The organism is Streptomyces coerulescens, from assembly GCF_042657965.1.
Lineage (GTDB): Bacteria > Actinomycetota > Actinomycetes > Streptomycetales > Streptomycetaceae > Streptomyces > Streptomyces coerulescens.
On sequence record NZ_JBHSKM010000044.1, the window covers coordinates 546,174 to 566,159 of the forward strand.

Below are 19,986 nucleotides of genomic sequence, written 5' to 3' on the forward strand. Positions count from 1 at the left end.
TCCGGTGGCCGCGGGCCCAGCCTCACCGCATCTGCCCCGTAGTGGGGCGGGCGTCTCAGGGGAAGCCGAGGGGTTGTGTCCGTTCCGCTGTACCAGGCCAAGGCCGAGTTCTTCCGGATGCTGGGGCATCCCGTACGGATCCGGGTGCTGGAGCTCTTGCAGGACGGACCGATGCCGGTGCGGGACCTGCTGACCGCCATAGAGGTGGAGGCATCGGGCCTGTCCCAGCAGCTGGCGGTGCTGCGCCGCTCCGGCATCGTCACCGCGGCCCGGGAGGGCTCGACCGTCGTCTATGAGCTGGCGGGCGGGGACGTGGCGGACCTGATGAGGGCCGCGCGGCGGATCCTCACCGAGATGCTGGCCGGGCAGGGCGAACTGCTGGCCGAGCTGCGGGAAGCCGAGGTCTCCGCGTCATGACCTCGGCGATCGGCCGGGCTGCAGCCCGGTTCACCGCGCTCCTGCCCGGCCACGCCGACCTGGCGGACGTGCGGCGCGACCCGCGCAGGGATCTGCTGGCCGGTCTGACCGTGGCGATCGTGGCCCTGCCGCTCGCTCTCGGCTTCGGGGTGTCCTCGGGTCTCGGTGCCGAGGCGGGCCTGGCGACCGCCGTGGTCGCCGGTGCGCTCGCCGCCGTGTTCGGTGGATCCAACCTCCAGGTGTCCGGGCCCACCGGAGCCATGACCGTGGTGCTGGTACCGATCGTCGGCGCGTACGGTCCTGCCGGGGTTCTGACGGTCGGGCTGATGGCGGGCGTCATGCTCGTGGCGCTCGCCGCGCTGCGCGCCGGGAAGTACATGCAGTACGTGCCCGCGCCCGTGGTGGAGGGATTCACCCTCGGGATCGCCTGCGTGATCGGCCTCCAGCAGATCCCCAGCGCGCTCGGCGTGCCCAAGCCCGAGGGCGACCGTGTGCTGGTGGTGACCTGGCGCGCCGCCGGAGAGTTCGCGAGGGATCCGAACTGGACGGCGATCGGCCTCGCGCTGTCGGTCGCGGCCGTCATGCTCGTGGGTGCCCGCCGGCGGCCGACCGTCCCGTTCTCCCTCCTCGCCGTGATCGCGGCCACCGTCGTCGCCCAAGCTGCCGGGCTGGACGCGGCGAAGCCGATCGGCGACCTGCCCTCCGGCCTCTCAGCGCCGTCGCTGGGCTTCCTGGACCCCGGCTCGCTGAACACTCTGCTCGCCCCGGCGGTGGCCGTGGCAGCCCTGGCGGCCCTGGAGTCCTTGTTGTCCGCCTCGGTGGCGGACGGCATGACGGTGGGTCAGAAGCACGACCCGGACCGCGAGTTGTTCGGTCAAGGGCTGGCCAATATCGCGGCCCCGCTGTTCGGCGGTGTGCCGGCGACCGGAGCGATCGCCCGGACCGCGGTCAACGTCCGCACGGGCGCGGGCTCCCGGCTGGCCGCCCTCACCCATGCCGCGATCCTCGCATTGATCGTCTTCGCGGCGGCGCCCTTGGTGTCGAAGATCCCGCTCGCCGCCCTCGCCGGGGTGCTGCTGGCCACGGCCGTCCGCATGGTCGAGGTCGGCTCGCTCAGGGCGATGGCCGGAGCCACCCGCGCGGATGCGCTGATCCTCGTCCTGACCGCGGTCGCCACCCTCGCGCTGGACCTGGTGTACGCGGTGATCATCGGTCTGGCCGTGGCGGGCGCCCTCGCTCTGCGGGCCGTGGCCAAGCAGGCCCGCTTCGACCAGGTGCCGCTCGACCGGGGCGACCACAGCGCCGAGGAACACGCGCTGCTGGCCGAGCACATCGTCGCCTACCGGATCGACGGACCGCTGTTCTTCGCCGCCGCGCACCGCTTCCTGCTGGAACTGACCGAGGTGGCCGACGTCCGGGTCGTCATCCTTCGTATGTCGCGGGTGTCGACGATGGACGCCACCGGTGCCCTCGTACTCAAGGACGCGGTGGAGAAGCTCACCCGGCGCGGCATCCTCGTCCTGGCCTCCGGCATCCGGGCCGGCCAGCGCCAGGTCCTGGACTCGGTCGGCGCGCTGGACCTTCTGCAACACGACGGCCGGGACCACGCCACGACCCCCGACGCGATCCGGGACGCCCGCGACCACCTGCGACAGGCCGGCGTCCTGCCCCCGGCGGCCGCCCACCCCAAGCAGCCGGCGATCCCGAACCCCACCCGGTCCCCCCAGTCCTCCCAGTCCCCCCAGTCCTCCCAGTCCCCCGAGTCCCGTGAGGAGCCCGCGCGATGAGCCGTCCCCCGGCAGTCGGGAGCATGGCCGAGGTCTCCGGCGCGGAAGCTCTGTGGCTGCTGGAAGGCAGCAGCCTCGGGCGCCTGGCGTATCCGCAGCGGGGACAGATCGTCGTGCGGCCCGCCCGGCACGTATGGGAGTACGGACGTCTGATCGTCCGGGTCCCGGTCCAGGCGGCTGTCGTCCCCGAGGCGGTGACGTACCAGGTCGACGACATCAGAGTCGTCGCCGGCACCGGCTGGACCGTTACTCTGTCCGGTCCCGCCGAAGTGATCGGCGATCCCGACGAGGCGGCCCACTACCGTCGTACGCTCTCCGGCTGGACGCATGGCCCGCACGACACCGTGCTGCGCCTGCACCCCAAGACGGTCAGCGGCTTCCGCCTGGCCCGAGCGGAGGGCTGATGTCCACGCGACTCGCAGCCCTCCCGTACCGGCACGTGCTCACCCTGCCGGCCCTGCCGTCCGCCGTGCGCATGGCCCGCGAGACAGCCGAACAGGCGCTGACGCAGTGGGGGATCGGCCTGCGCCACCCCGCCGTGGACCCGGCACTGCTGATCCTGAGCGAGCTGGTGACCAACAGCGTCCGGCACGCCGCTGTCCTCTCCCCGCAGCTGACGGTGATCTACGCGGCCGGCCGGGACTGCCTGGCCTTCGCCGTCCATGACCGCCACCCCTACCGGCCCCCACTCGTCGGCGGGGCCGGAGGCGGGCTGGCGACCGTCATGGAACTCACCCAGGGACTGGGCGGCACCGCGGTCGTCCGCGGCGACGCCGACAAGCGGGGCAAGAGCATCTGGATCACCCTCCCCCTGTGACCCCAACAGGGCTGCACCACAAGGAAGTTCACCTCATGACCATCGACTGGCGCTACACCAGCGAGCAGGATCTCGGCATCCTGTCCGTCGCCGGATACCTGGGCCCGCACGGAGTCCACCGCTTCGCCGGAGCGGTCGGCTGGGGCCGTCGCCCGCGGCACCGGACCGGTCATCCTCGACCTGACCGAACTGCGCGGCTGGTCCCCCGAGGGCCAGCTGGCGATCACCGAAGCCGCCCACCGACTCACCGCGGCGGGCCGGAGCCTGGAACTGGCCGCCATCCCCGCCGACGGCTCCCTGGTCCCGCCCGGCGACGGCCCGCACATCCCCGTCCACCATGACCTCGCCACCGCCCTCGCCGCCCACACCCGCTCCTCCCCGGTCCCCGAGGAGGGCCGACAGGAGTGGCGTACCGACGCCTGGCCCACCTGATCCACCCATCCGTTCTCTCAACGAAAGACACTTGCGCCATGAGTGAAAACCTTCCCCCTTGCCCCGAATGCTCCGGCACGTTCGCCTACGAGATGGGCGTGCTCCTGGTGTGCCCCGAGTGCGGCCACGAGTGGTCACCGTCCGAGCAGTCCACGAGCCCTGCCTCCGAGGGCCGGGTGATCAAGGACTCGGTCGGCAATGTGCTCGCCGACGGTGACACCGTGACGGTGGTCCGGACACTGAAGGTCAAGGGCAGCCCGACCGGGATCAAGGCGGGCACCAAGGTGCGCAACATCCGCCTGGTCGACGGCGTGGACGGCCACGACATCGACTGCAAGGTCGACGGGTTCGGCGCCATGCAGCTCAAATCCAGCGTGGTCAAGAAGGCCTGACCTGAGACCCCTGACCCGATACCCCTGATCTGATACGCCTTGTTCGGGCGCATCGGCGGCGCCGTCGGGTGCGGTTACGGCGGATGGAGCGGGCACACATTGCCGGAGTCCGGCATGGTGGCGCGCGGGGGCCTTCTGCGAGCATCCGCACCAGTGCGGTCCAGGAAGGCGCCAGGAAGGCGCATGGTTTTGTCGCCCCTGGCTGTCGGCGAGGCGATGGTGCTCGTAACAGGGGGAACAGCGACCTTGATCAGGGTTCGGGGTACTCGCCGCCGGGCGGCGTCAGCAGCCGCGTATGCCGTGGCCGTCGGAGTGCACCTGGGAGTCGTGGGTCTGATGGCCGGGGGTCTGGCCTTGATCGTCCTTGGCTGGGGCTCCATGGTGCAACCGGCAGTCGGCCTGGTCCTGCTCGCACTCGGCGGCTATCTGTGGCCCCGCCCGGCCAGACTGGCACGCGGCCCGCTCACCCTGGAACGGAAGCAGGCAGCAGAGCTGTTCGAGCTGCTGGACCGGCTGGCCGACGCGGCCGGAGTGCGGCGGGTCGACGTCGTACAGCTCGACGTGGGCTTTTCGGTACGAGTCGCCACCTTCGGTGTGCGGCGCAGGCGCGTGCTGTTCCTGGGCTATCCGCTGTGGACGGTGTACGGACGGCAACAGCGTCTGGCGGCCGTCGCGCACGCCTTGGTGCGCCAGGCCCACGACATCCGCGACGACGCGGTGATCGACGCGGCCCTCGACACCCTGCGCAGAGCATCGACTCTGGCCAGTCGGCCACCCGCGTCGGACGATGCCGCCGATCAGCTCCTGCGACCGTCCGCGCTGTCGCGGTACGGCGACGAAATGACCACCGCGGCCAGTCAGTTCATCTCTCGGACCCGCCTGGTCGACTGGACTCTGTGGGTGCCCGGACTCGCCGCTCGCGGGACGCGGCGGCTCCTCCTGAGAGCTGCCCGGTCCGCGGTTCGCGACGCCGAGCGTCGGGCCGACGTGGCCGCTTCGCGCATCGTCTCTCCTGCAGCGGCCGCAGCCGCGGCTCCGGACCGGGACCTCGCCCGTCAGGTCGCCGCCGAGATGCATCGCCTGGCCGTCACGCTGCGCACCTTCGGCCCTGCCCGTGACGGCGACAGCGCCGCGGAACGCTACTGGGAAACCGTGCGCCGCTACACCGAGACGGAGCAGCTCGGACCGAAGGAGACGGTCGACTCCGGTGCCGGCACAGAAGCCATGTCCCTCGACCAGGGCACAGCGGACGCCATACAGGGCGAGCTCCGCCAAGCATCTCTCGCCCTGGCCGAGACGATTCTGCAAGGCGACTACACGGCGACGGTGTCATCCGGAGGGAATCTCCGCACGTAAGACCATGAATTGCTAATATTAGAAACTCCTGAGGCTCTGGTTACAGCGCCCGGTCGCTCGGCTCCTCGGAGGCCGGTTCTGCCGAGCCGGTGCCGCAGGCGAGGATGGGCCCATGCTTTTGATGAATGGGTGGACGCGACGCACCGGGGTTCGGCCGACGGGGCCGTGCTGTTGTGTCGAGGAGGAGACGACACGATGAGTACGCCGCTGTACCAACTGAAGGCCGAGTTCTTCAAGACGCTCGGCCATCCGGCTCGGATCCGGGTCCTTGAGCTGCTGAGCGAGCGCGAGCACGCCGTGTCGGAGATGCTGCCCGAGGTGGGCATCGAACCCGCGCATCTGTCCCAGCAACTGGCCGTGCTGCGGCGGGCGAACCTGGTCAAGACCCGCAAGGAGGGCTCGACGGTCTACTACTCGCTGACCAGCCCGAAGGTCGCGGAACTCCTCCGGGTCGCGCGGACCATCCTGTCCGGCGTGCTCGCCGGACAGGCCGAGCTTCTGGCCGACCTCAAGGCCGCGCAGAGCGAGGGCAAGCCACCGTCGTAGCGACAGCCTCGAACGGCGACCGTCCCCCGGGAGCAGGACGGCCCTCAGTGGCGCGGGTGACGGTCGCCTCTTCTCCCCCCGCCGGGTCCGGCGCCATACGCCTGGCGCCGTCGGGCCACAGGACCTCGACCTCCACACCGCTGCTGCGGGCGTACGCCACGAGATGGGCTGTTGCGTCCCCGCTGTTGGACTGCGAGCCGTCCCAGACCGCGAGCAGGCGAGCGCAGGAGCGCATCAGGCTCTCATCGGCCCCTATGCAGGCACCGCGATCGGACGGGTCGTACTCGAGCAGCCGCACATGCTCCGAGAGCAGCAACAGCTCTCCGGCCGCCCTGCGATCGCCGGCCCCCAGCACGTCGGGCACACCGTTGGTGGCGGGCAGGACGGTCACCACTGGCAGTCCCGCGGCCCGAGCCGCCCGCCCGAAGGCGACCGGCAGCCCCTGCCCGGCGCGCACCAGCCCGGTCTTGCCCGCCCGCGCGAACTCGACCAGCGGCCGGCGCAGTTCCTCCTCCAGCATCGCCAACGTGGACGCGGTGAGATCGGGGTGTCCCGCGACAGCGATCACTTCAGGCCGTCCTTTCTCCACGCCGAGCCGGCACAACAGGGGTCTCACGATTCCACGGCCGGCAAGGGTTTGATCATCCCTGACAGCGCGGGCACTGCGGCAGAGCCGACGGGGGCGGGATGAGGGCCGACAGGCCCTTGCGGACCGCACGGCGTCCGGCTGCCGCCAGGACATGGGGGACTGTCGGACTCTGCCCGTCACAGCGCCGCGTCTGTGCGGCGCAACTCCTCCAGCAGGTCCTGCCGCCCGGCCAGCAGTACGGACAGGATCCGGCGGGCCGCGGCCAGCAGTTCGACGACGTCGCCGCCGGCCAGCTCGTACATCACCGTCGAGCCGGTACGGGTGGCCGTGACGATGCCGGAACGGCGCAGCACGGCCAGTTGCTGCGACAGGCTCGACGGCTCGACCTCGATCGCAGTGAGCAGGTCACGCACAGGCTTGGGCCCGTCCTGCAAAAGCTCAAGGACCCGTATGCGCACCGGGTGCCCGAGCATCCGGAAGAACTCGGCCTTCGCCTCATACAGCGGCCTCGGCAAACCGCTCACCCGTCTGCCGTTCCCGTCGCCTCGGCGTCGAGTCCGTGCCGGCGCGCCAGGCGCACCGCGTCGTCGAGTTCGTCCTGGGCCACCGCGACGGCGTACATGTCGTCCGCCTTCAGGGCCGCCGCCAGACCGGCCCGCGCGGCGCGGACGCGCGCCAGCAGCGCCTCGGCGACTTCGCTCATTCCGACCTCCGGGTCGACTCACTTAGGGAACACCGCAACTCACTAATTGAAGAACTCTTCAATCCTAGCGAGGCCGATCGGCGGCAGAACATGCCGCTTCCTGTGCGGCCATCACCTCATCTCCGTGCTCGAAGGCCCATGCGCCTACGGCGTCGATGGGGATGAGCAAGGTCCGGCCCAGAGCGGTGAGTTCGTACTCGACCCGTGCGGGCGCGCCGGGGCGGGCATGGCGGTCGATGAGTCCGTTGAACTGCAGTCGCCGCAGCGTCTCGGTGAGGACCTTGGAGCTGATGCCCCCGATCCGCTCCCTTAGTTCGACCGGGCGCCTGGGCCCGTCACGCAGTGCCCAGAGGACCACGGCGTTCCAGGTGTTGGAGAGCAGGTCGAAAGCGAGGCGTGCACGGCAGTCGGCGAGGAAGGCGTCGTTCGTCACGCACCAAATGGTGCCCGGACGTGTCTCTAGCGTTCCTACCAATCGTCGTTGCAGGCGCGGAGAGGGAACGTGTGATGAGGATCGGTGTACTGGGGACGGGCAACATGGCCGACGCGCTGGCCACCCACTGGGTGCGCGCCGGGCATCAGGTGACCGTCGGGGGGCGCGACGTGCGCAAGGCGGAGCGGCTCGCGATGCGCATCGGAGGTGAAGCCAGGCCGGGCGGTCTGCGCATGGCGGCAGAGGCCGGTCAGGATGTGGTGCTGGCAGCGCTGCCCTTCGGGGCGGGAGCGGAGGTGGCGCGGGAACTGCACGCGTCCCTGGAGGGCAAGGTGCTGCTCGACTGTTCCAACCCGGTCGGGCCGGGTTTTCGGCTGCTGACGCAACAAGGAGTTTCGGCCGCACAGCACTTGGCCGCGGCGGCACCGGGCGCTCACGTGGTGAAGGCCTTCAATCTCTGTCACGAGGATGTGTGGCGGATGCGGCCACCCGTCTTCGATGGTCGACCCCTGTCCGTGCCGGTGTGTGGGGACGACGAGACCGCCGTCGCGCGTGTACGGCAATTGGTGCAGGACGTGGGCTGTGTACCCGTCGTATGTGGTGGCCTCGAACGGGCAGGGCTCTTGGAGGCGACCGCCGCGCTGTTCATTGCCCTGTGGGTCGGTCAGGGAGCGGATGCGCAGGCCATCGCACCACCGCTGGCGTACGCGACCGGACCGGGCCGGCAGGTGGCGGAGGGCGGCGCGGGGGCATTCGGTTAGTGGCCGGGGCGGGCGCGGTGCTGCGCGGGCGCACCGGTCGGCTCGTGACCTGGCCGGTAGCCCGCGCGTCGCGCCTGTCCCCCGCTCCCGGGCTCCTCGACTCACCGTAGCCACGGGTTGCGGCTCACCACCGGCAGGCGGGCCCACGCCTTGCCGAATCCCCAGACCGCGCCTGCGCCGGCGGCCGCCAATGCGATCAGGACGACGGCGTACACGACGTGGTACTCGGCGAAGGGGTTGGTCGACATGCTGGGCGACCCGTCGGACAGGTGCTTGGCCGGCGGCCACTCGGCCAGCCACATCAGCGCCATCATCAACGTGCCGGCACTGGCGGCCAGTCGCAGCCCGATACCCAGGATCAGCGCCAGGCCGATACTGAGCAGCCCCAGCATGAACAGCCGGTCCGCCCATGCGGCGCCGGCCCAGTCGTGGAAGGTCGACTCCAGCGGGCCCGCCGCGACCGCGCTCAGGAATCCCTTGGTGGGCGATCCGCCGTCGATCCAGCCGTTGCCGGACGGGGTGGCGTAGGCGAAGCCGAATGTCTTGTCCAGGAACGCCCACAGGAAGATGAATCCGGTGAGCAGACGCAGAGTTGCGAACACGTAGGCGGCCACGGAGGTGGTAGCGGCGACGTCCTCCGCAGTGCCGTCGGCCGCCGCCGGACGGGGCCCGCGGAACCACGGGAGTTGGAGCGCGGCACGTCGGTGAGGGTGCTCTTGGACGACCATGGTGGTATCCCTTCGGAGCCGATTGCGGTTGTTGGCGCAGTTCAATGTCGCCGCTTTGGGCTTACCGCCGCTCGATGCCGATGGGTCCGTTTGTGCGGGGCCGAACGGCTCCTTTCCCGGGCCTTGTTGGGCCACGGAAGCGGGGGGCGGTGGGCGGTGGGCGTCACCGCATCTCAGGCGTCCGTCAGGTCCCTCCGCCGCGGGAATGCGACCGTGATGTCGAGCCCGCCCTCCGGGCCCTGCTCGGTGACGATGCGGGCGCGGTGGGCGTCGGCGACGGCCGCGACGATCGACAGTCCGAGGCCGTGGCCGTCGTGGCGTGCGGAGCGGTGGCCGAGCCGTTGGAAGGGCTGGTACAGGGACGGGATGGCGTCGCGTGGGACCACCGGTCCGCTGTTCACGACGCGCACCGTGGGCACCCCGCCCTCAAGGCTGGTGGTCACCCGGATCCAGCCGCCGGCATGGGTGTAGCGCTGGGCGTTGCCGACCAGGTTGGTCACCAGCCGTTCCACCAGGCCGGCGTTGCCGTCGGTCGGAGCGGAGGCGAGCGTGACGTCCAGGGCGACGTCCTCTGGTTGGGTCGGCGTGACGTTGTCGAGCACGTCGGTGACGACCTCGGCCAGGTCCAACGGCTCGGTCCGGAAGACCCCGCTCTGGCTGCTCGCCAGGGTCAGCAGCGCCTCGATCAGGCGCTCCTGCTCCTCACCTATGGCCAGGGCCCGCTCGCACACGGCCCGCAGGTCCTTCGTGTCCGGGTCCGGATTGCCGAGCGCGACCTCGATCAGCGTACGTTGCAGGGTCAGTGGGGTGCGCAGTTCGTGCGAGGCGTTGGCGACGAAGCGTCTCTGGGCGTCGAACGCGGTGTCCAGGCGGGCGAGCAGTCCGTCGAAGGTGTCGCCGAGGTTCTTCAGTTCGTCGTCGGCGGGGCCGGGCATCGCGAGCCGTTCATGCAGGTTGTGCGCGGAGATACGGCGGGCGCGTTCCGTCATCACGCGTACGGGGCGCAGCACCCGCCCGGCCATCAGCCAGCCCAGCCCGCCGGAGACGCCGGTCATGACGCCGAGTGCGATCCCGGACCGGGTGAGCAGCGTGCGCTGGGCCTCCTGCCGCTGGCGGTCGGCGACGTACGAGATCTGGGCCGTTATCTCCTGCACCGCCGGGTTGCGTGAGGCGTTGCCCGTGGTGATCTTGGTGCCCTTTGAGGCGGGGCTCTGCACGACCAGGAGGTAGGTGACGGCGAGCAGGGTGGCGCCCGAGACGAGGAACAGCGTGCCGTAGAGGAGGGTGAGCCGAAGCCGGGCCGACCAGCGGATGCGGAACCGGCCGGCCGGCTCAGATGCGGTAGCCGACATGCGGCACCGTCTCGATCAGGGGCGGGTCGCCGAGCTTGCGGCGCAGTCGGCTGATGGTCACCTTCACGGTGTTGGTGAACGGGTCGGTGGCTTCGTCCCAGGCCCGTTCGAGCAGTTCCTCGGCGGAGACCACCGCGCCGCGCGCGGCCAGCAGCAGCTCCAGTACGGCCATCTCCTTCGGGGACAGGTCCAGTTGGCGTCCGCCGCGCCAGGCCGAGTGCTCGGCGGGCGACAGGGACAGATCGTCGTGGGTGAGCACCGGGGGCACGGCGGGGTGTGCGCGCCGGGCCAGAGCGCGGATCCGTGCGACCAGTTCGGCGAAGGCGAACGGCTTGGTCAGATAGTCGTCGGCGCCCAGGCTCAGTCCGTCGACCCGGTCGGCGATGGTCGACGAGGCCGTGAGCATGAGAATGCGGGCCCGGCAGCCGTGCTTGATCAGCGCACGGCAGACCTCGTCGCCGTGCATCAGCGGGAGGTCCCGGTCGAGCACGATGACGTGGTAGTCGTACACGGTCGCCTGCTCCAGCGCCTGTCGGCCGTCCAGTGCCAGGTCGATGGCCATGCCTTCCTGCCGTAGACCCGCGGCGATCGTCTCGGCGAGTTCGAGGTGGTCGTCGACAATCAGCACTCTCATGCCGGTCAGGATGCCCCGGACCCCATAACAGGGGCATAACACGTGGAGGGGGCGAGAGAGGCGGGCACGGCTGTTCCCCGGGTGTAACCGTGCCCGGCGTACAACTCCGTGCATGTTCTCCACACAGCGACGTGCCCTGATCGGGCACGCACTTCTTCCCGTGTCCCTGCTTATCGCGGGCGCGCTGATCAGCGGCTGTTCCGGTGAGTCCAGCGCGGTCGCCGACGGTGACGCGGCCTCGGAATCCTCCGCGTCGGCGAACGGCGCGTTCGACCAGGCCCTGGAATTCGCCGAGTGCATGCGGGCAGAGGGCGTATCCGAATTCCCCGACCCCCAGCAGGCCGACGGCGGCATCCGCATGGACGCCGGCGGTGTCGACACCAACTCCCCCGAGTTCCAGGGCGCCATGGAAGCCTGCCGCGACAAGGCTCCGCAGGCCGAGGGGCAGGCGCAGGGCGGCGAGCCGCTCGATCCGACGAAGGTCGCCGCCTGGGCGGAGTGCATCCGTGAGAACGGCGTGCCGAAGTTCCCGGACCCCGAGATCAACGGCGGTCAGATGGCCCTCGACTTCGCCGGTGCCGGCCTGAGCATGGCCGACCCCGCCTTCCAGAAGGCGCGTTCCGCGTGCCAGGACAAGTGGCCCGGCGGCGGCATGATGATCCAGGGCGGTGGGGGCCGGTGACCATGCGGGAGGAGGCGGAGCACCTCCCGCAGGTCGCGGAGCCCTTCGGGAACCCGGCGGTCCCCGACGTCGCGGAGCGGGCGCCGGCTGTCGCCGAGGAGGCGGCACTGACGGCGCCGGCCGAGGACTCCTACCGTCCGACGGCCGACCGGCGCGGGCGGCGTGGCCGCCGTACGGCCGCCCTCGTGGTGATCGCGATCGCCGTGGCCGCCGGCGCGGGACTCACCGCCACGGGCGCGTTCAGCGGTGACGGCGGCCCCACGACACAGGCCGCCGCCGAGGGGCCTGCCGCGACGACGAAGGTGCAGCGGATGACGCTGACCAGCACCGAGACCGTGGAGGGCACGCTGGGCCACGGCGAGCCGACCGCTGTCACCACCGGCTCGGCCGCCCCCGCCTCCGGGCAAGGCGGCGGCAACCAGCCCGCCACCGACGGCGAGTTCATCACCTGGGTGCCCGGCGAGGGCGACACGCTCAAGCGTGGCGACACCGTCTACCGGGTCAACGAGCGCAAAGTGCCCCTGCTGTACGGGTCCGTCCCGCTCTACCGCACGCTGGAGCAGGGCAGCGAGGGCTCCGACGTACGGATGCTGGAGCGCAACCTCGCCGATCTGGGCTACGACGGCTTCGACGTGGACGACGCCTACACCTCGGGCACGGCAGCGGCGGTCCAGGAGTGGCAGGACGATGTCAACGCCGAGGAGACCGGGACCGTACGGCCCGGCGATGCGGTGGTCGCCTCCGGGGCCCGGCGGGTTGCGGAGCTGAAGACCTCGCCCGGCGCGGTCGCCGGCGGCGAGGTGCTGACCTGGACGGGCACCGAGCGGGTCGTCTCCATGAGTCTGGACCCGCAGCACGAGGACCTGGTGGAGGAGGGCTCCAAGGCCACGGTCCGGCTGCCGGACGGCAGCACCGTGGTGGGCGAGGTCAGCGATATCGGCACGCCGGGCCATGACGCCGCCGCTTCCGGCGCCGGGGCCGGCGTCGCGGGCGAGGGCGCCGATGAGGCGACCCTGCCGGTCCGCCTCGACATCCACGACCAGAAGAAGCTGGGCCGCTACCAGGCCGCGTCCGTGGACGTGGTCCTGGAGGCCGACAGCCGCCGAGACGTACTCGCGGTGCCGGTCAACGCCCTGATGGCGCGGCCGGGCGGCGGCTATGCGCTGGAGGTCCTGAAGGCCGGCGGCGGCAGCGAGATGGTGCCGGTGGAGCTGGGCATGTTCGCCGGCGGCCTGGTCGAGGTGAGGGGCTCGGGCATCGAAGAAGGCATGAGTGTGGGGGTGCCCAAGTGAGCCAAGTGGATCAGGTCACTCAATTTGGTCAAGGGAGTCAAGTGGCGCCTCATGTGGTCGAGTTGAGCGGGGTCTCTCAGCGGTACGGGGAGGTCGTCGCGCTGGCCGACACGGATCTGGTGATCGGGCGCGGTGAACTGGTCGCGATCGTCGGGCCGTCCGGGTCCGGGAAGTCGACCCTGCTCAACATCATGGGCACGCTCAGCCGCCCGACCTCCGGGCGCGTCCGGGTGGACGGCCATGCGGTCGAGGAGCTGAGCGACCGCGAGTTGTCGGCACTGCGCGCCGCGACCATCGGCTTCGTGTTCCAGCAGTTCCATCTCACCTCGGGCATACCGGTGCTGGACAGCGTGGCCGACGGGCTGCTCTACAGCGGCACCCCACGCGCCGAGCGGCGTCGGCTCGCCGAGACGGCGCTGCGCCGGGTGGGGCTCGGGCACCGCCTGTACCACGAGCCGCACCGGCTCTCCGGCGGGGAGAAGCAGCGGGTCGCGATCGCCCGTGCCGTCCTTGGCGATCCTCCGCTGCTGCTGGCCGACGAGCCGACCGGGGCGCTCGACTCCCGGTCCGGCGCGACCGTGCTGGAGCTGCTGCACGAGCTCAACGAGGCCGGTACCACGGTCGTCGTCATCACCCACGACCGGGATGTCGCCGCGTCGCTGCCGCGCGAGGTGCGGCTCAAGGACGGGCGGATCGAGCACGACTCGACCGCCGGCCGGGAGTTGACGGCCACCGTGTCCGGGGCGGAGCGGTGACCGGGTCCGAGGGGCGTGCGGCCGGCTCGCGGCCCCGTCCGGCCCGGATGAGCCCCGCCGACGTACTGCGGGTGGGCGGGTACGGGCTGCGGGCCCGGCCCATGCGGGTGTTCCTGTCCGCGCTGGGCATCGCCATCGGCATCGCGGCGATGGTGGGCGTGGTGGGCATCTCCACCTCCAGCACGGAGGATCTGGACCGGCGGCTGAGCGCGCTGGGCACCAATCTGCTGTCCGTCACACCGGGGCCGTCGCTCAGCGGTGACGCCTCCCATCTGCCGGGCGAGTCGGTGGAGATGGTCGGCAACATTCCGGACGTGGAGTCGGTGACGGCGCTCGGCAAGGTGGACGCCAAGGTCTACCGCAACGACCACATCCCCGACGCCGAGACCAGCGGTATCGCCGTCTACGCGGCCAAGACCGACCTGCCCGGGACGACGGGCGCGCAGCTGACCGACGGCCGCTGGCTCAACGCCGCCAACGACCGCTATCCGTCCGTCGTGCTGGGCCCCCGCGCCGCCGAACAACTCGGGGTGCACCGGGCCGGATCCGATGTCCAGGTATGGCTCGGCGACCGCTGGTTCACCGTGATCGGGCTGCTCGCGCCCAACGAGCTGACTCCGGAGCTGGACACCCAGGCGCTGGTCGGCTGGCCCTACGCGCGGGAGAACCTCGGCTTCGACGGCTACCCGTCGGTGCTCCACGTTCGGGCCGTGGAGGAGCGCGTCTCTCAGGTGCAGGGTGTCCTCGGGGCGACCGCCAACCCGGAGAAGCCCGACGAGGTGGCCGTTTCCCGGCCCTCCGACGCGCTCGCCGCGAAGGAGGCCACGGACGACACGCTGAGCGGACTCCTCCTCGGGCTCGGCGCGGTGGCGCTGCTGGTCGGCGGCGTCGGGGTGGCCAACACCATGGTCATCTCCGTGCTGGAGCGCCGCTCCGAGATCGGACTGCGCCGCTCGCTGGGGGCCACGCGGAGCCAGATCCGCAGTCAGTTCCTGTGCGAGTCCCAGCTGTTGTCCGCGCTCGGCGGCGTCGGCGGGGTGATCCTGGGGATCGCGGTCACCATCGGCTACGCCTCCTATCAGGGCTGGCCGTCGGTCGTCCCGGCCTGGGCCATGGCCGGTGGCATCGGCTCGACGCTGGTCATCGGCGCGCTGGCGGGCTTCTATCCGGCGGTGCGCGCGGCCCGCCTGCCGCCGACGGAGGCGTTGGCGACACCGTGATCGACAGCCGCGTACGGCAGGGCGACCGCGCCCTTATCAACGGTGCCCCTCGCCACTCCCTCACGAGGGACACCGGGCCCGTGCCCTCAACGGGGCTCGGCCGGGGAGGGTGCCGGTGTACTTCAGCGAACGGAGCCTGCGCGAGCGGCCGGGGTCGCACACGAGCCGGGGCGGGAATTGGTGGGGCAGTGTGCCGCGGCACCCTCGGCGTCGACGAAGTCCGCGGCATGCGGCGCGTCTTGGCGGAAGCAGCGCAAGGACCAATATCGCTCGACCGAGCCGAGAGAGTGATCAGGCGAGCGTGTCCCACAGCACGTGCAGGGCGGGAGGCTTGCGGAAGACCAGACCGTGCGGGGCGGCGGGGCGGTCGGGGTCGAGGCGCAGGGCGGGGAGGCGTTGGAGCAGCCGCTGGAGGGCGATGCGGGCCTCCAGGCGGGCGAGGTGCGCGGCGATGCAGTAGTGCGGCCCCTGTGCGAAGGCCAGTTGGAGGCGCGCGTTCTCGCGGCGGATGTCGAATCGGTCGGGGTCTGGGAAGACTGCCGGGTCGCGGTTGGCTCCCGCGAGGGAGACGGTGACCAGTTCACCTCGCCGGACCGCGGCCGGGCCGAGGACCGTGTCACGCGTGGCATAGCGGTCCACGACCGCCGCGCCGGGTTCGAGGCGCAGCGATTCCTCGATCGCGCCGTCCAACAGGTCGACGTCGGCTCGGACGAGGGCGAGTTGGGCCGGGTGTCGCAGCAGGTGCAGCAGCGCGTTGGTGATCATCGCCTCAACGGTCTCTATGCCGCCGAACATCAGCACAGCGGCGTTGGAGGCCACTTCGGGCGGTGTCAGCCGTCCGGCGGCGGAGCCGAGGAGCGACGCTGCTCCCCGGGAGGCGATGGTGGTCACCACGGCATCCCGTAGCTGCGCGTACGCCGCGCCACCGGCTGGTCCTGCCGCTCGCCCGGCGGTGAGGTCCGAGACCGACCGCACGATGGCGTCGTACCAGCGCAGCACCGTGTCCGCGGTGGTCCCGACCAGCCCGAGCGCCTCGGTCACCACGGCGACCGCGAGCGGCCCGGCGAAGCCGCGTCGCAGCTCGGCGGCGCGCGCCGGTTCCAGTGCGGTGATGAGCCGGTCGACCTCCCGCTCGATGAACGAGGCGAACCCGTCGTGCACGGCCCGGGGCCGGAAGGGCGCGGCGAAGGGCTCACGATGACGGGTGTGCGGGTCTCCGTCCAGGGACAGCATGCTCGGCCCGACGACCTGTGCGGTGGAGAACCTGGGGTCGTCCACGGTGAAGGTCGCGGCGTCCCGCATCACGCTCAGCGCCAGGTCGCGACGCGTCACCAACCAGCCGTCCAGCTCGGGCAGCCAGGAGACGGGCTCATGCGCGCGCAGCAGCGCAAGCCGCGCATGCGGATCCCGGGTGAGTTCGTCGAGGGTGGTCGCGGCGCCGAGCGGGCAGGATCCGACCGCCCTCATCCCACACCTCGGCCATGCGCTGGGAAACCGTTCATGGCCAAGGCTAACAACGACGCCGACGGCTGCTGCCTGCCGATCCGACAGGCCCCGCACGCGAGGGCCCGGTTACACGACGTTAACGCCCGTGACTCGGCTGTGAGACCGCTTCACCCCACGATCGCAATACCTGTCAGCCGATAGGTAATCACGTTCGGAGGTGCGGTGATGAACCCGTCCGAGCTCACCCCTGCGTCACATCCCGTCGACGGCGTCAAAGACGGCGCCGCTCCCGTCGGCTATCACCAAGAACTGCGGCGCGGGATGGGCGACTTCGCGTCCTTCGCCGCGGGCTTCTCCTTCGTGTCGATCCTCACCACCGTCTTCCAACTCTTCGGCCTCGGCTTCGGCCTCGGCGGGGCGGCGTTCTTCTGGACCTGGCCGTTGGTCTTCATGGGGCAGCTGCTGGTCGCGCTCTGCTTCGCCGAACTGGCCGCGCGCTGGCCCATCTCCGGGGCGATCTACCAGTGGTCGAGCCGGCTGGCCGGCACCACGGTCGGCTGGTTCACCGGCTGGATCATGATCATCGGGCAGATCCTCACCGTAGCGGCGGCCGCGATCGCCGCGCAGGCGGTACTACCGGGCATCTGGTCCGGCTTTCAGTTCGTCGGCGGACCCGACGCGGACCCGTCGGTCGCCTCCCCGACCGGCGCCCAGAACGCGGTCCTCCTGGGCTGTGTCCTGCTGGTGATCACCACCGTTGTGAACATCCTCGGCATCCGTCAGATGGCCGCAGCCACCAGCGTCGGCGTCATGATCGAGATCGTCGGTGTGATCGCACTGGTGCTGGTGCTCTTCTTCCTGCCCGAGCGGGGCCCGCAGGTAGTGGTCCACAACACCGGCTGGGCCGCAGAGGGAAGCTACCTCGGCGCCTTCCTCGCCTCTTCGCTCATGGCGGCCTACGTCATGGTCGGCTTCGACTCGGCCGGCGAACTCGCGGAGGAGACGCACAGCCCACGCCGGACCACTCCCCGGACCATCCTGCGTGCGCTGGTCATCTCAGGCATCGGCGGCGCGCTGCTGATCCTCTCGGGGTTGTCGGCCGCGAGCAGCCTGACCGACGGCAACCTGGCCGCCGGGGGCCTTTCCTGGGTGCTCACCGACCGGCTCGGAGACGTGCTGGGCCGACTGCTGCTGTGCTGCGTCGCCGTAGCCGTGTTCGCCTGCACGCTCGCCGTGCAGACCTCCGGCGCACGCATGATCTACTCCATGGCGCGCGAGGGCGCCCTGCCCTTCCACCGGCACCTGGGCAAGGTATCGGACCGCACCGGCACACCGATCATCACCTCGATCGTGGTGGGCGTGGGTGCCGCGATCGCGCTCCTGGTGAACGTCCGTCAGTCGGCGATCTTCACGGCGCTGTCCAGTCTCTGCATCGCCATGCTCTACCTGGCCTATCTGGGCGTGACGCTGCCGTTGCTGATCGCCCGGATCAGGCACCGGGGCACCGACCGGCTCCCGGACGGCGTCGACGAGACGGGCCGGCCATTGTTCTCGCTGGGACGCTGGGGAACCGTCGTCAACACGCTGGCCGTGCTCTTCCAGATCGGCATGGCGGTCAACCTGCTGTGGCCGCGCGCGGAGATCTACGACCTCACCGAGGGCACCTGGTGGCTGCAATGGAGCGCGCTGCTGTTCATCGGGCTCAGCCTCGCCGTCGGGGCCGCCTACTTCCTCTCCCGTCGGCTGCACCACCGCATCGAGCTGAGGCACGTCCCCCACACGCACCTCGAGCCGCCCGCCGAAGCCGTCCCCGAGCCCGCCTGACGGCCTGACGGCACACCTCCTGCCACGCACCACCGGAGGCGCTGACCGCGCACCGACGAAGGGACGACGGCACACCCATGACGAAGACCGAAGGGCCACGGCCCGGTACTCAGCACGGCCTGCAGGCCACCGGAAACCCTCTCCAGGAGCCAGCCATCGGGCAACCGCCTGCCGGTGTCCGCGACCTGCACCTCACCGACAGTGTCTCCAGCGCCCGCGACGACGCCCGTGCCCAGGGCGGACAGGCGGGCGAGTGGATGCCGTATCTTCCGGCCTCCGCCAGTCCGCACTGCCCACCGGGAGTGGACCCGGCCGCCCTGGTGTGGGCGGAGACGGTGGCACCCGGCGGCTACACCCACAAGGTCCTCGCCCGCGGCAGCCGGCTGCGCTTCGACGACCCGACCGGCGACGCCTGCGCCCATCTGCTGCTCTTCAACGCCCTGGAGCCGGTCGAGCGGCTCAACGTCGCCGACACCCAGAAGATCCCCTGGCAGGCCTACCTGGGCGTGAACCACCCGCTGTTGTCCGGCGACGGCCGGGTCCTGGCCGTCGTCACCGGTGACTCCTCCGGTCGGCACGACGCCTTCTGCGGCACCACCACCGACGCGTGGAACGAACGCAAGTACGGGGACGCCCGCCCCGAGGGACCGTCACCGTCCGGCCGAGGCCTGTTCATCAAAGCGGCCGCCAAACACGGTCTGAGCCGACGCGACCTGCCGCCCAGCCTGTCCTTCTTCCAGGGCGTACGCGTCGAGGCCGACGGCGCCCTCACCCGGCAGGGCAGCGCGGGCCCCGGCGCGCATGTCGAACTCGTCGCGGAAATGCCCCTCTTGGTGCTGGTCGCCAACGTCACGCATCCGCTGGACCCGCGCTCCGAGTACGTCGTCGGGCCCCTGCGGGTGCACGCCTGGCGCGGCCTCGCGACAGGACCCGACCAGGAGCGGTTCACCGCAACGCCCGAACTGCACCGGGCGTACCTCAACACCGTCGACTACTGCGAAGCCCGGGGGCTGTGACATGGCGACCAGTCGGACCGAGAACACCGTCCCGGTGGGGGCTGTCCATGCCGAGGGCTCACCCTTGGACTGGGGAGTGAGCCTGGTCGAGGGCCACGTGGTCCTGGACGACAAGGTGGCGCCCAACGCACCCTGGTCGGCGGTGGTGGCCGAGGGGCATGTCCTGACCATCGTCGACGTCGGCGGCAACCAGTCCGCCGACTGCCTCCTCTACAACGCCGACGACCCCGAAGAGCGCTACAGCGTCCCCGACACACTGGCCTGGCAGGGCAACGCCTATGTGCGCACCGGCACCGTCCTGCGCAGCAATGAGGGCCGCCCGCTGATGACCGTCGTCGCCAACGAGATCGACCGTCAGGACACCATCGGCGGCGCCTGCGGCAAGGAGTCCAACACGCTGCGCTACGGCCATCATGTGATGTTCCATCACGGCTGCCGCGAGAACTTCCTCGCCGAGGCCTCCCGGCGCGGCCTGGGAGTGCGGGACCTCGTCTCCAACCTCAACTGGTTCATGAACGTGCCCGTCGAGGCGGACGGCTCGCTGGGCATCGTCGACGGCATGTCGGCGCCCGGTCGCCGGGTCGCGGTGCGCGCCGAGACGAACGTCCTGGTGATGGTGTCCAACTGCCCGCAGATGAACAACCCGTGCAACGACTTCAATCCGACCCCGCTGCGGATGATCGTCGTGGACCCGGGCAGCCCGACGGGCCCTCACGACGCGAAGGCGCAGGGCACGCCGGAGGCTGCTGCCTAATGCTGTTGTCAAGCCACGAGACGAAGAGGTGGCCGGGCTTCGTAGGGGCG

At 70.9% G+C, this 19,986-nt stretch carries 23 protein-coding genes; 15 read left to right on the forward strand and 8 right to left on the reverse strand.

Features of this window, described 5'->3' with window-relative positions; genetic code table 11:
• The first annotated feature begins 75 nt into the window (after positions 1 to 75).
• From ACFPQ9_RS39845 to ACFPQ9_RS39875, 7 genes are all read left to right on the forward strand, one after another.
• A complete protein-coding gene (locus tag ACFPQ9_RS39845; RefSeq protein WP_380864359.1) occupies positions 76 to 417 on the forward strand; it encodes an ArsR/SmtB family transcription factor in 342 nt (113 codons plus the stop codon).
• The gene (locus ACFPQ9_RS39850) at positions 414 to 2,204 is read left to right on the forward strand and encodes a SulP family inorganic anion transporter (protein ID WP_380864361.1); all 1,791 of its coding nucleotides are present in this window, start codon (positions 414 to 416) and stop codon (positions 2,202 to 2,204) included. The genes ACFPQ9_RS39845 and ACFPQ9_RS39850 overlap by 4 nt, the downstream gene beginning before the upstream one ends.
• Positions 2,201 to 2,608: a pyridoxamine 5'-phosphate oxidase family protein gene (locus ACFPQ9_RS39855; protein WP_380864362.1), complete on the forward strand. Its 408-nt coding sequence runs from the start codon at positions 2,201 to 2,203 to the stop codon at positions 2,606 to 2,608. The genes ACFPQ9_RS39850 and ACFPQ9_RS39855 overlap by 4 nt, the downstream gene beginning before the upstream one ends.
• On the forward strand, positions 2,608 to 3,021 hold the full coding sequence (locus tag ACFPQ9_RS39860; RefSeq protein WP_380864364.1) for an ATP-binding protein: 414 nt from the start codon (positions 2,608 to 2,610) through the stop codon (positions 3,019 to 3,021). Before ACFPQ9_RS39855 ends, ACFPQ9_RS39860 begins: the two co-directional genes overlap by 1 nt.
• A 470-nt stretch (positions 3,022 to 3,491) precedes the next feature.
• On the forward strand, positions 3,492 to 3,845 hold the full coding sequence (locus ACFPQ9_RS39865; protein WP_380864366.1) for a zinc ribbon domain-containing protein YjdM: 354 nt from the start codon (positions 3,492 to 3,494) through the stop codon (positions 3,843 to 3,845).
• Positions 3,846 to 4,223: 378 nt separating this feature from the next.
• Positions 4,224 to 5,201, forward strand: a complete 978-nt coding sequence (locus ACFPQ9_RS39870) for a M48 family metallopeptidase (protein WP_380864368.1) — start codon at positions 4,224 to 4,226, stop codon at positions 5,199 to 5,201.
• Positions 5,202 to 5,396: 195 nt separating this feature from the next.
• On the forward strand, positions 5,397 to 5,747 hold the full coding sequence (locus ACFPQ9_RS39875) for an ArsR/SmtB family transcription factor (RefSeq protein ID WP_380864369.1): 351 nt from the start codon (positions 5,397 to 5,399) through the stop codon (positions 5,745 to 5,747).
• On the opposite strand, the gene ACFPQ9_RS39880 is transcribed toward ACFPQ9_RS39875, so the two are convergent.
• The 4 genes from ACFPQ9_RS39880 to ACFPQ9_RS39895 form a co-directional block, all read right to left on the reverse strand.
• Positions 5,710 to 6,315 (reverse strand): hypothetical protein, encoded by a 606-nt coding sequence (locus ACFPQ9_RS39880; RefSeq protein ID WP_380864371.1) that lies wholly within the window; start codon positions 6,313 to 6,315, stop codon positions 5,710 to 5,712. The two genes, ACFPQ9_RS39875 and ACFPQ9_RS39880, sit on opposite strands and share 38 nt — an antisense overlap.
• Before the next feature lie 197 nt (positions 6,316 to 6,512).
• The gene (locus ACFPQ9_RS39885; protein WP_380864372.1) at positions 6,513 to 6,851 is read right to left on the reverse strand and encodes an ArsR/SmtB family transcription factor; all 339 of its coding nucleotides are present in this window, start codon (positions 6,849 to 6,851) and stop codon (positions 6,513 to 6,515) included.
• Between the two features lie 5 nt (positions 6,852 to 6,856).
• Complete coding sequence (locus ACFPQ9_RS39890; protein WP_380864374.1) at positions 6,857 to 7,039, reverse strand: hypothetical protein; 183 nt, start codon at positions 7,037 to 7,039, stop codon at positions 6,857 to 6,859.
• Between the two features lie 64 nt (positions 7,040 to 7,103).
• On the reverse strand, positions 7,104 to 7,472 hold the full coding sequence (locus tag ACFPQ9_RS39895) for a winged helix-turn-helix transcriptional regulator (protein WP_380864376.1): 369 nt from the start codon (positions 7,470 to 7,472) through the stop codon (positions 7,104 to 7,106).
• A 74-nt stretch (positions 7,473 to 7,546) separates the two neighbouring features.
• On the opposite strand from ACFPQ9_RS39895, the gene ACFPQ9_RS39900 reads away from it, so the two are divergent.
• The gene (locus tag ACFPQ9_RS39900; RefSeq protein ID WP_380864420.1) at positions 7,547 to 8,233 is read left to right on the forward strand and encodes an NADPH-dependent F420 reductase; all 687 of its coding nucleotides are present in this window, start codon (positions 7,547 to 7,549) and stop codon (positions 8,231 to 8,233) included.
• Positions 8,234 to 8,334: 101 nt separating this feature from the next.
• Here ACFPQ9_RS39900 and ACFPQ9_RS39905 read toward each other — a convergent pair whose 3' ends face one another.
• The 3 genes from ACFPQ9_RS39905 to ACFPQ9_RS39915 all read right to left on the reverse strand — a co-directional run bounded on the left by ACFPQ9_RS39905 (position 8,335) and on the right by ACFPQ9_RS39915 (position 10,947).
• A complete protein-coding gene (locus ACFPQ9_RS39905) occupies positions 8,335 to 8,961 on the reverse strand; it encodes a hypothetical protein (protein ID WP_380864377.1) in 627 nt (208 codons plus the stop codon).
• A gap of 173 nt (positions 8,962 to 9,134) precedes the next feature.
• Positions 9,135 to 10,313, reverse strand: a complete 1,179-nt coding sequence (locus ACFPQ9_RS39910) for a sensor histidine kinase (RefSeq protein ID WP_380864378.1) — start codon at positions 10,311 to 10,313, stop codon at positions 9,135 to 9,137.
• Complete coding sequence (locus ACFPQ9_RS39915; protein WP_380864379.1) at positions 10,294 to 10,947, reverse strand: response regulator transcription factor; 654 nt, start codon at positions 10,945 to 10,947, stop codon at positions 10,294 to 10,296. Before ACFPQ9_RS39915 ends, ACFPQ9_RS39910 begins: the two co-directional genes overlap by 20 nt.
• Before the next feature lie 112 nt (positions 10,948 to 11,059).
• Between ACFPQ9_RS39915 and ACFPQ9_RS39920 the strand changes: the two genes are divergently transcribed.
• From ACFPQ9_RS39920 to ACFPQ9_RS39935, 4 genes are read left to right on the forward strand one after another with little or no spacing between them, the layout of a single operon-like run.
• Positions 11,060 to 11,629, forward strand: coding sequence for a hypothetical protein (locus ACFPQ9_RS39920; RefSeq protein ID WP_380864381.1), 570 nt, complete (start codon positions 11,060 to 11,062; stop codon positions 11,627 to 11,629).
• A 2-nt stretch (positions 11,630 to 11,631) separates the two neighbouring features.
• Positions 11,632 to 12,921, forward strand: coding sequence for a peptidoglycan-binding protein (locus tag ACFPQ9_RS39925; protein WP_380864422.1), 1,290 nt, complete (start codon positions 11,632 to 11,634; stop codon positions 12,919 to 12,921).
• A gap of 41 nt (positions 12,922 to 12,962) precedes the next feature.
• Complete coding sequence (locus ACFPQ9_RS39930; RefSeq protein ID WP_380864383.1) at positions 12,963 to 13,676, forward strand: ABC transporter ATP-binding protein; 714 nt, start codon at positions 12,963 to 12,965, stop codon at positions 13,674 to 13,676.
• 47 nt (positions 13,677 to 13,723) lie between these two features.
• Positions 13,724 to 14,896 carry an ABC transporter permease gene (locus ACFPQ9_RS39935; RefSeq protein WP_380864424.1) on the forward strand — a complete coding sequence of 391 codons (1,173 nt, stop codon included), beginning with the start codon at positions 13,724 to 13,726 and terminating at the stop codon, positions 14,894 to 14,896.
• Between the two features lie 291 nt (positions 14,897 to 15,187).
• Here ACFPQ9_RS39935 and ACFPQ9_RS39940 read toward each other — a convergent pair whose 3' ends face one another.
• Positions 15,188 to 16,363, reverse strand: coding sequence for a cytochrome P450 (locus ACFPQ9_RS39940; protein WP_380864385.1), 1,176 nt, complete (start codon positions 16,361 to 16,363; stop codon positions 15,188 to 15,190).
• A gap of 204 nt (positions 16,364 to 16,567) precedes the next feature.
• On the opposite strand from ACFPQ9_RS39940, the gene ACFPQ9_RS39945 reads away from it, so the two are divergent.
• From ACFPQ9_RS39945 to ACFPQ9_RS39955, 3 genes are all read left to right on the forward strand, one after another.
• Positions 16,568 to 18,166: an amino acid permease gene (locus tag ACFPQ9_RS39945; RefSeq protein WP_380864387.1), complete on the forward strand. Its 1,599-nt coding sequence runs from the start codon at positions 16,568 to 16,570 to the stop codon at positions 18,164 to 18,166.
• A gap of 77 nt (positions 18,167 to 18,243) precedes the next feature.
• Complete coding sequence (locus tag ACFPQ9_RS39950) at positions 18,244 to 19,182, forward strand: urea amidolyase associated protein UAAP1 (protein ID WP_380864389.1); 939 nt, start codon at positions 18,244 to 18,246, stop codon at positions 19,180 to 19,182.
• Position 19,183: 1 nt separating this feature from the next.
• Positions 19,184 to 19,936: an urea amidolyase associated protein UAAP2 gene (locus ACFPQ9_RS39955; protein WP_380864390.1), complete on the forward strand. Its 753-nt coding sequence runs from the start codon at positions 19,184 to 19,186 to the stop codon at positions 19,934 to 19,936.
• Positions 19,937 to 19,986: the final 50 nt, after the last annotated feature.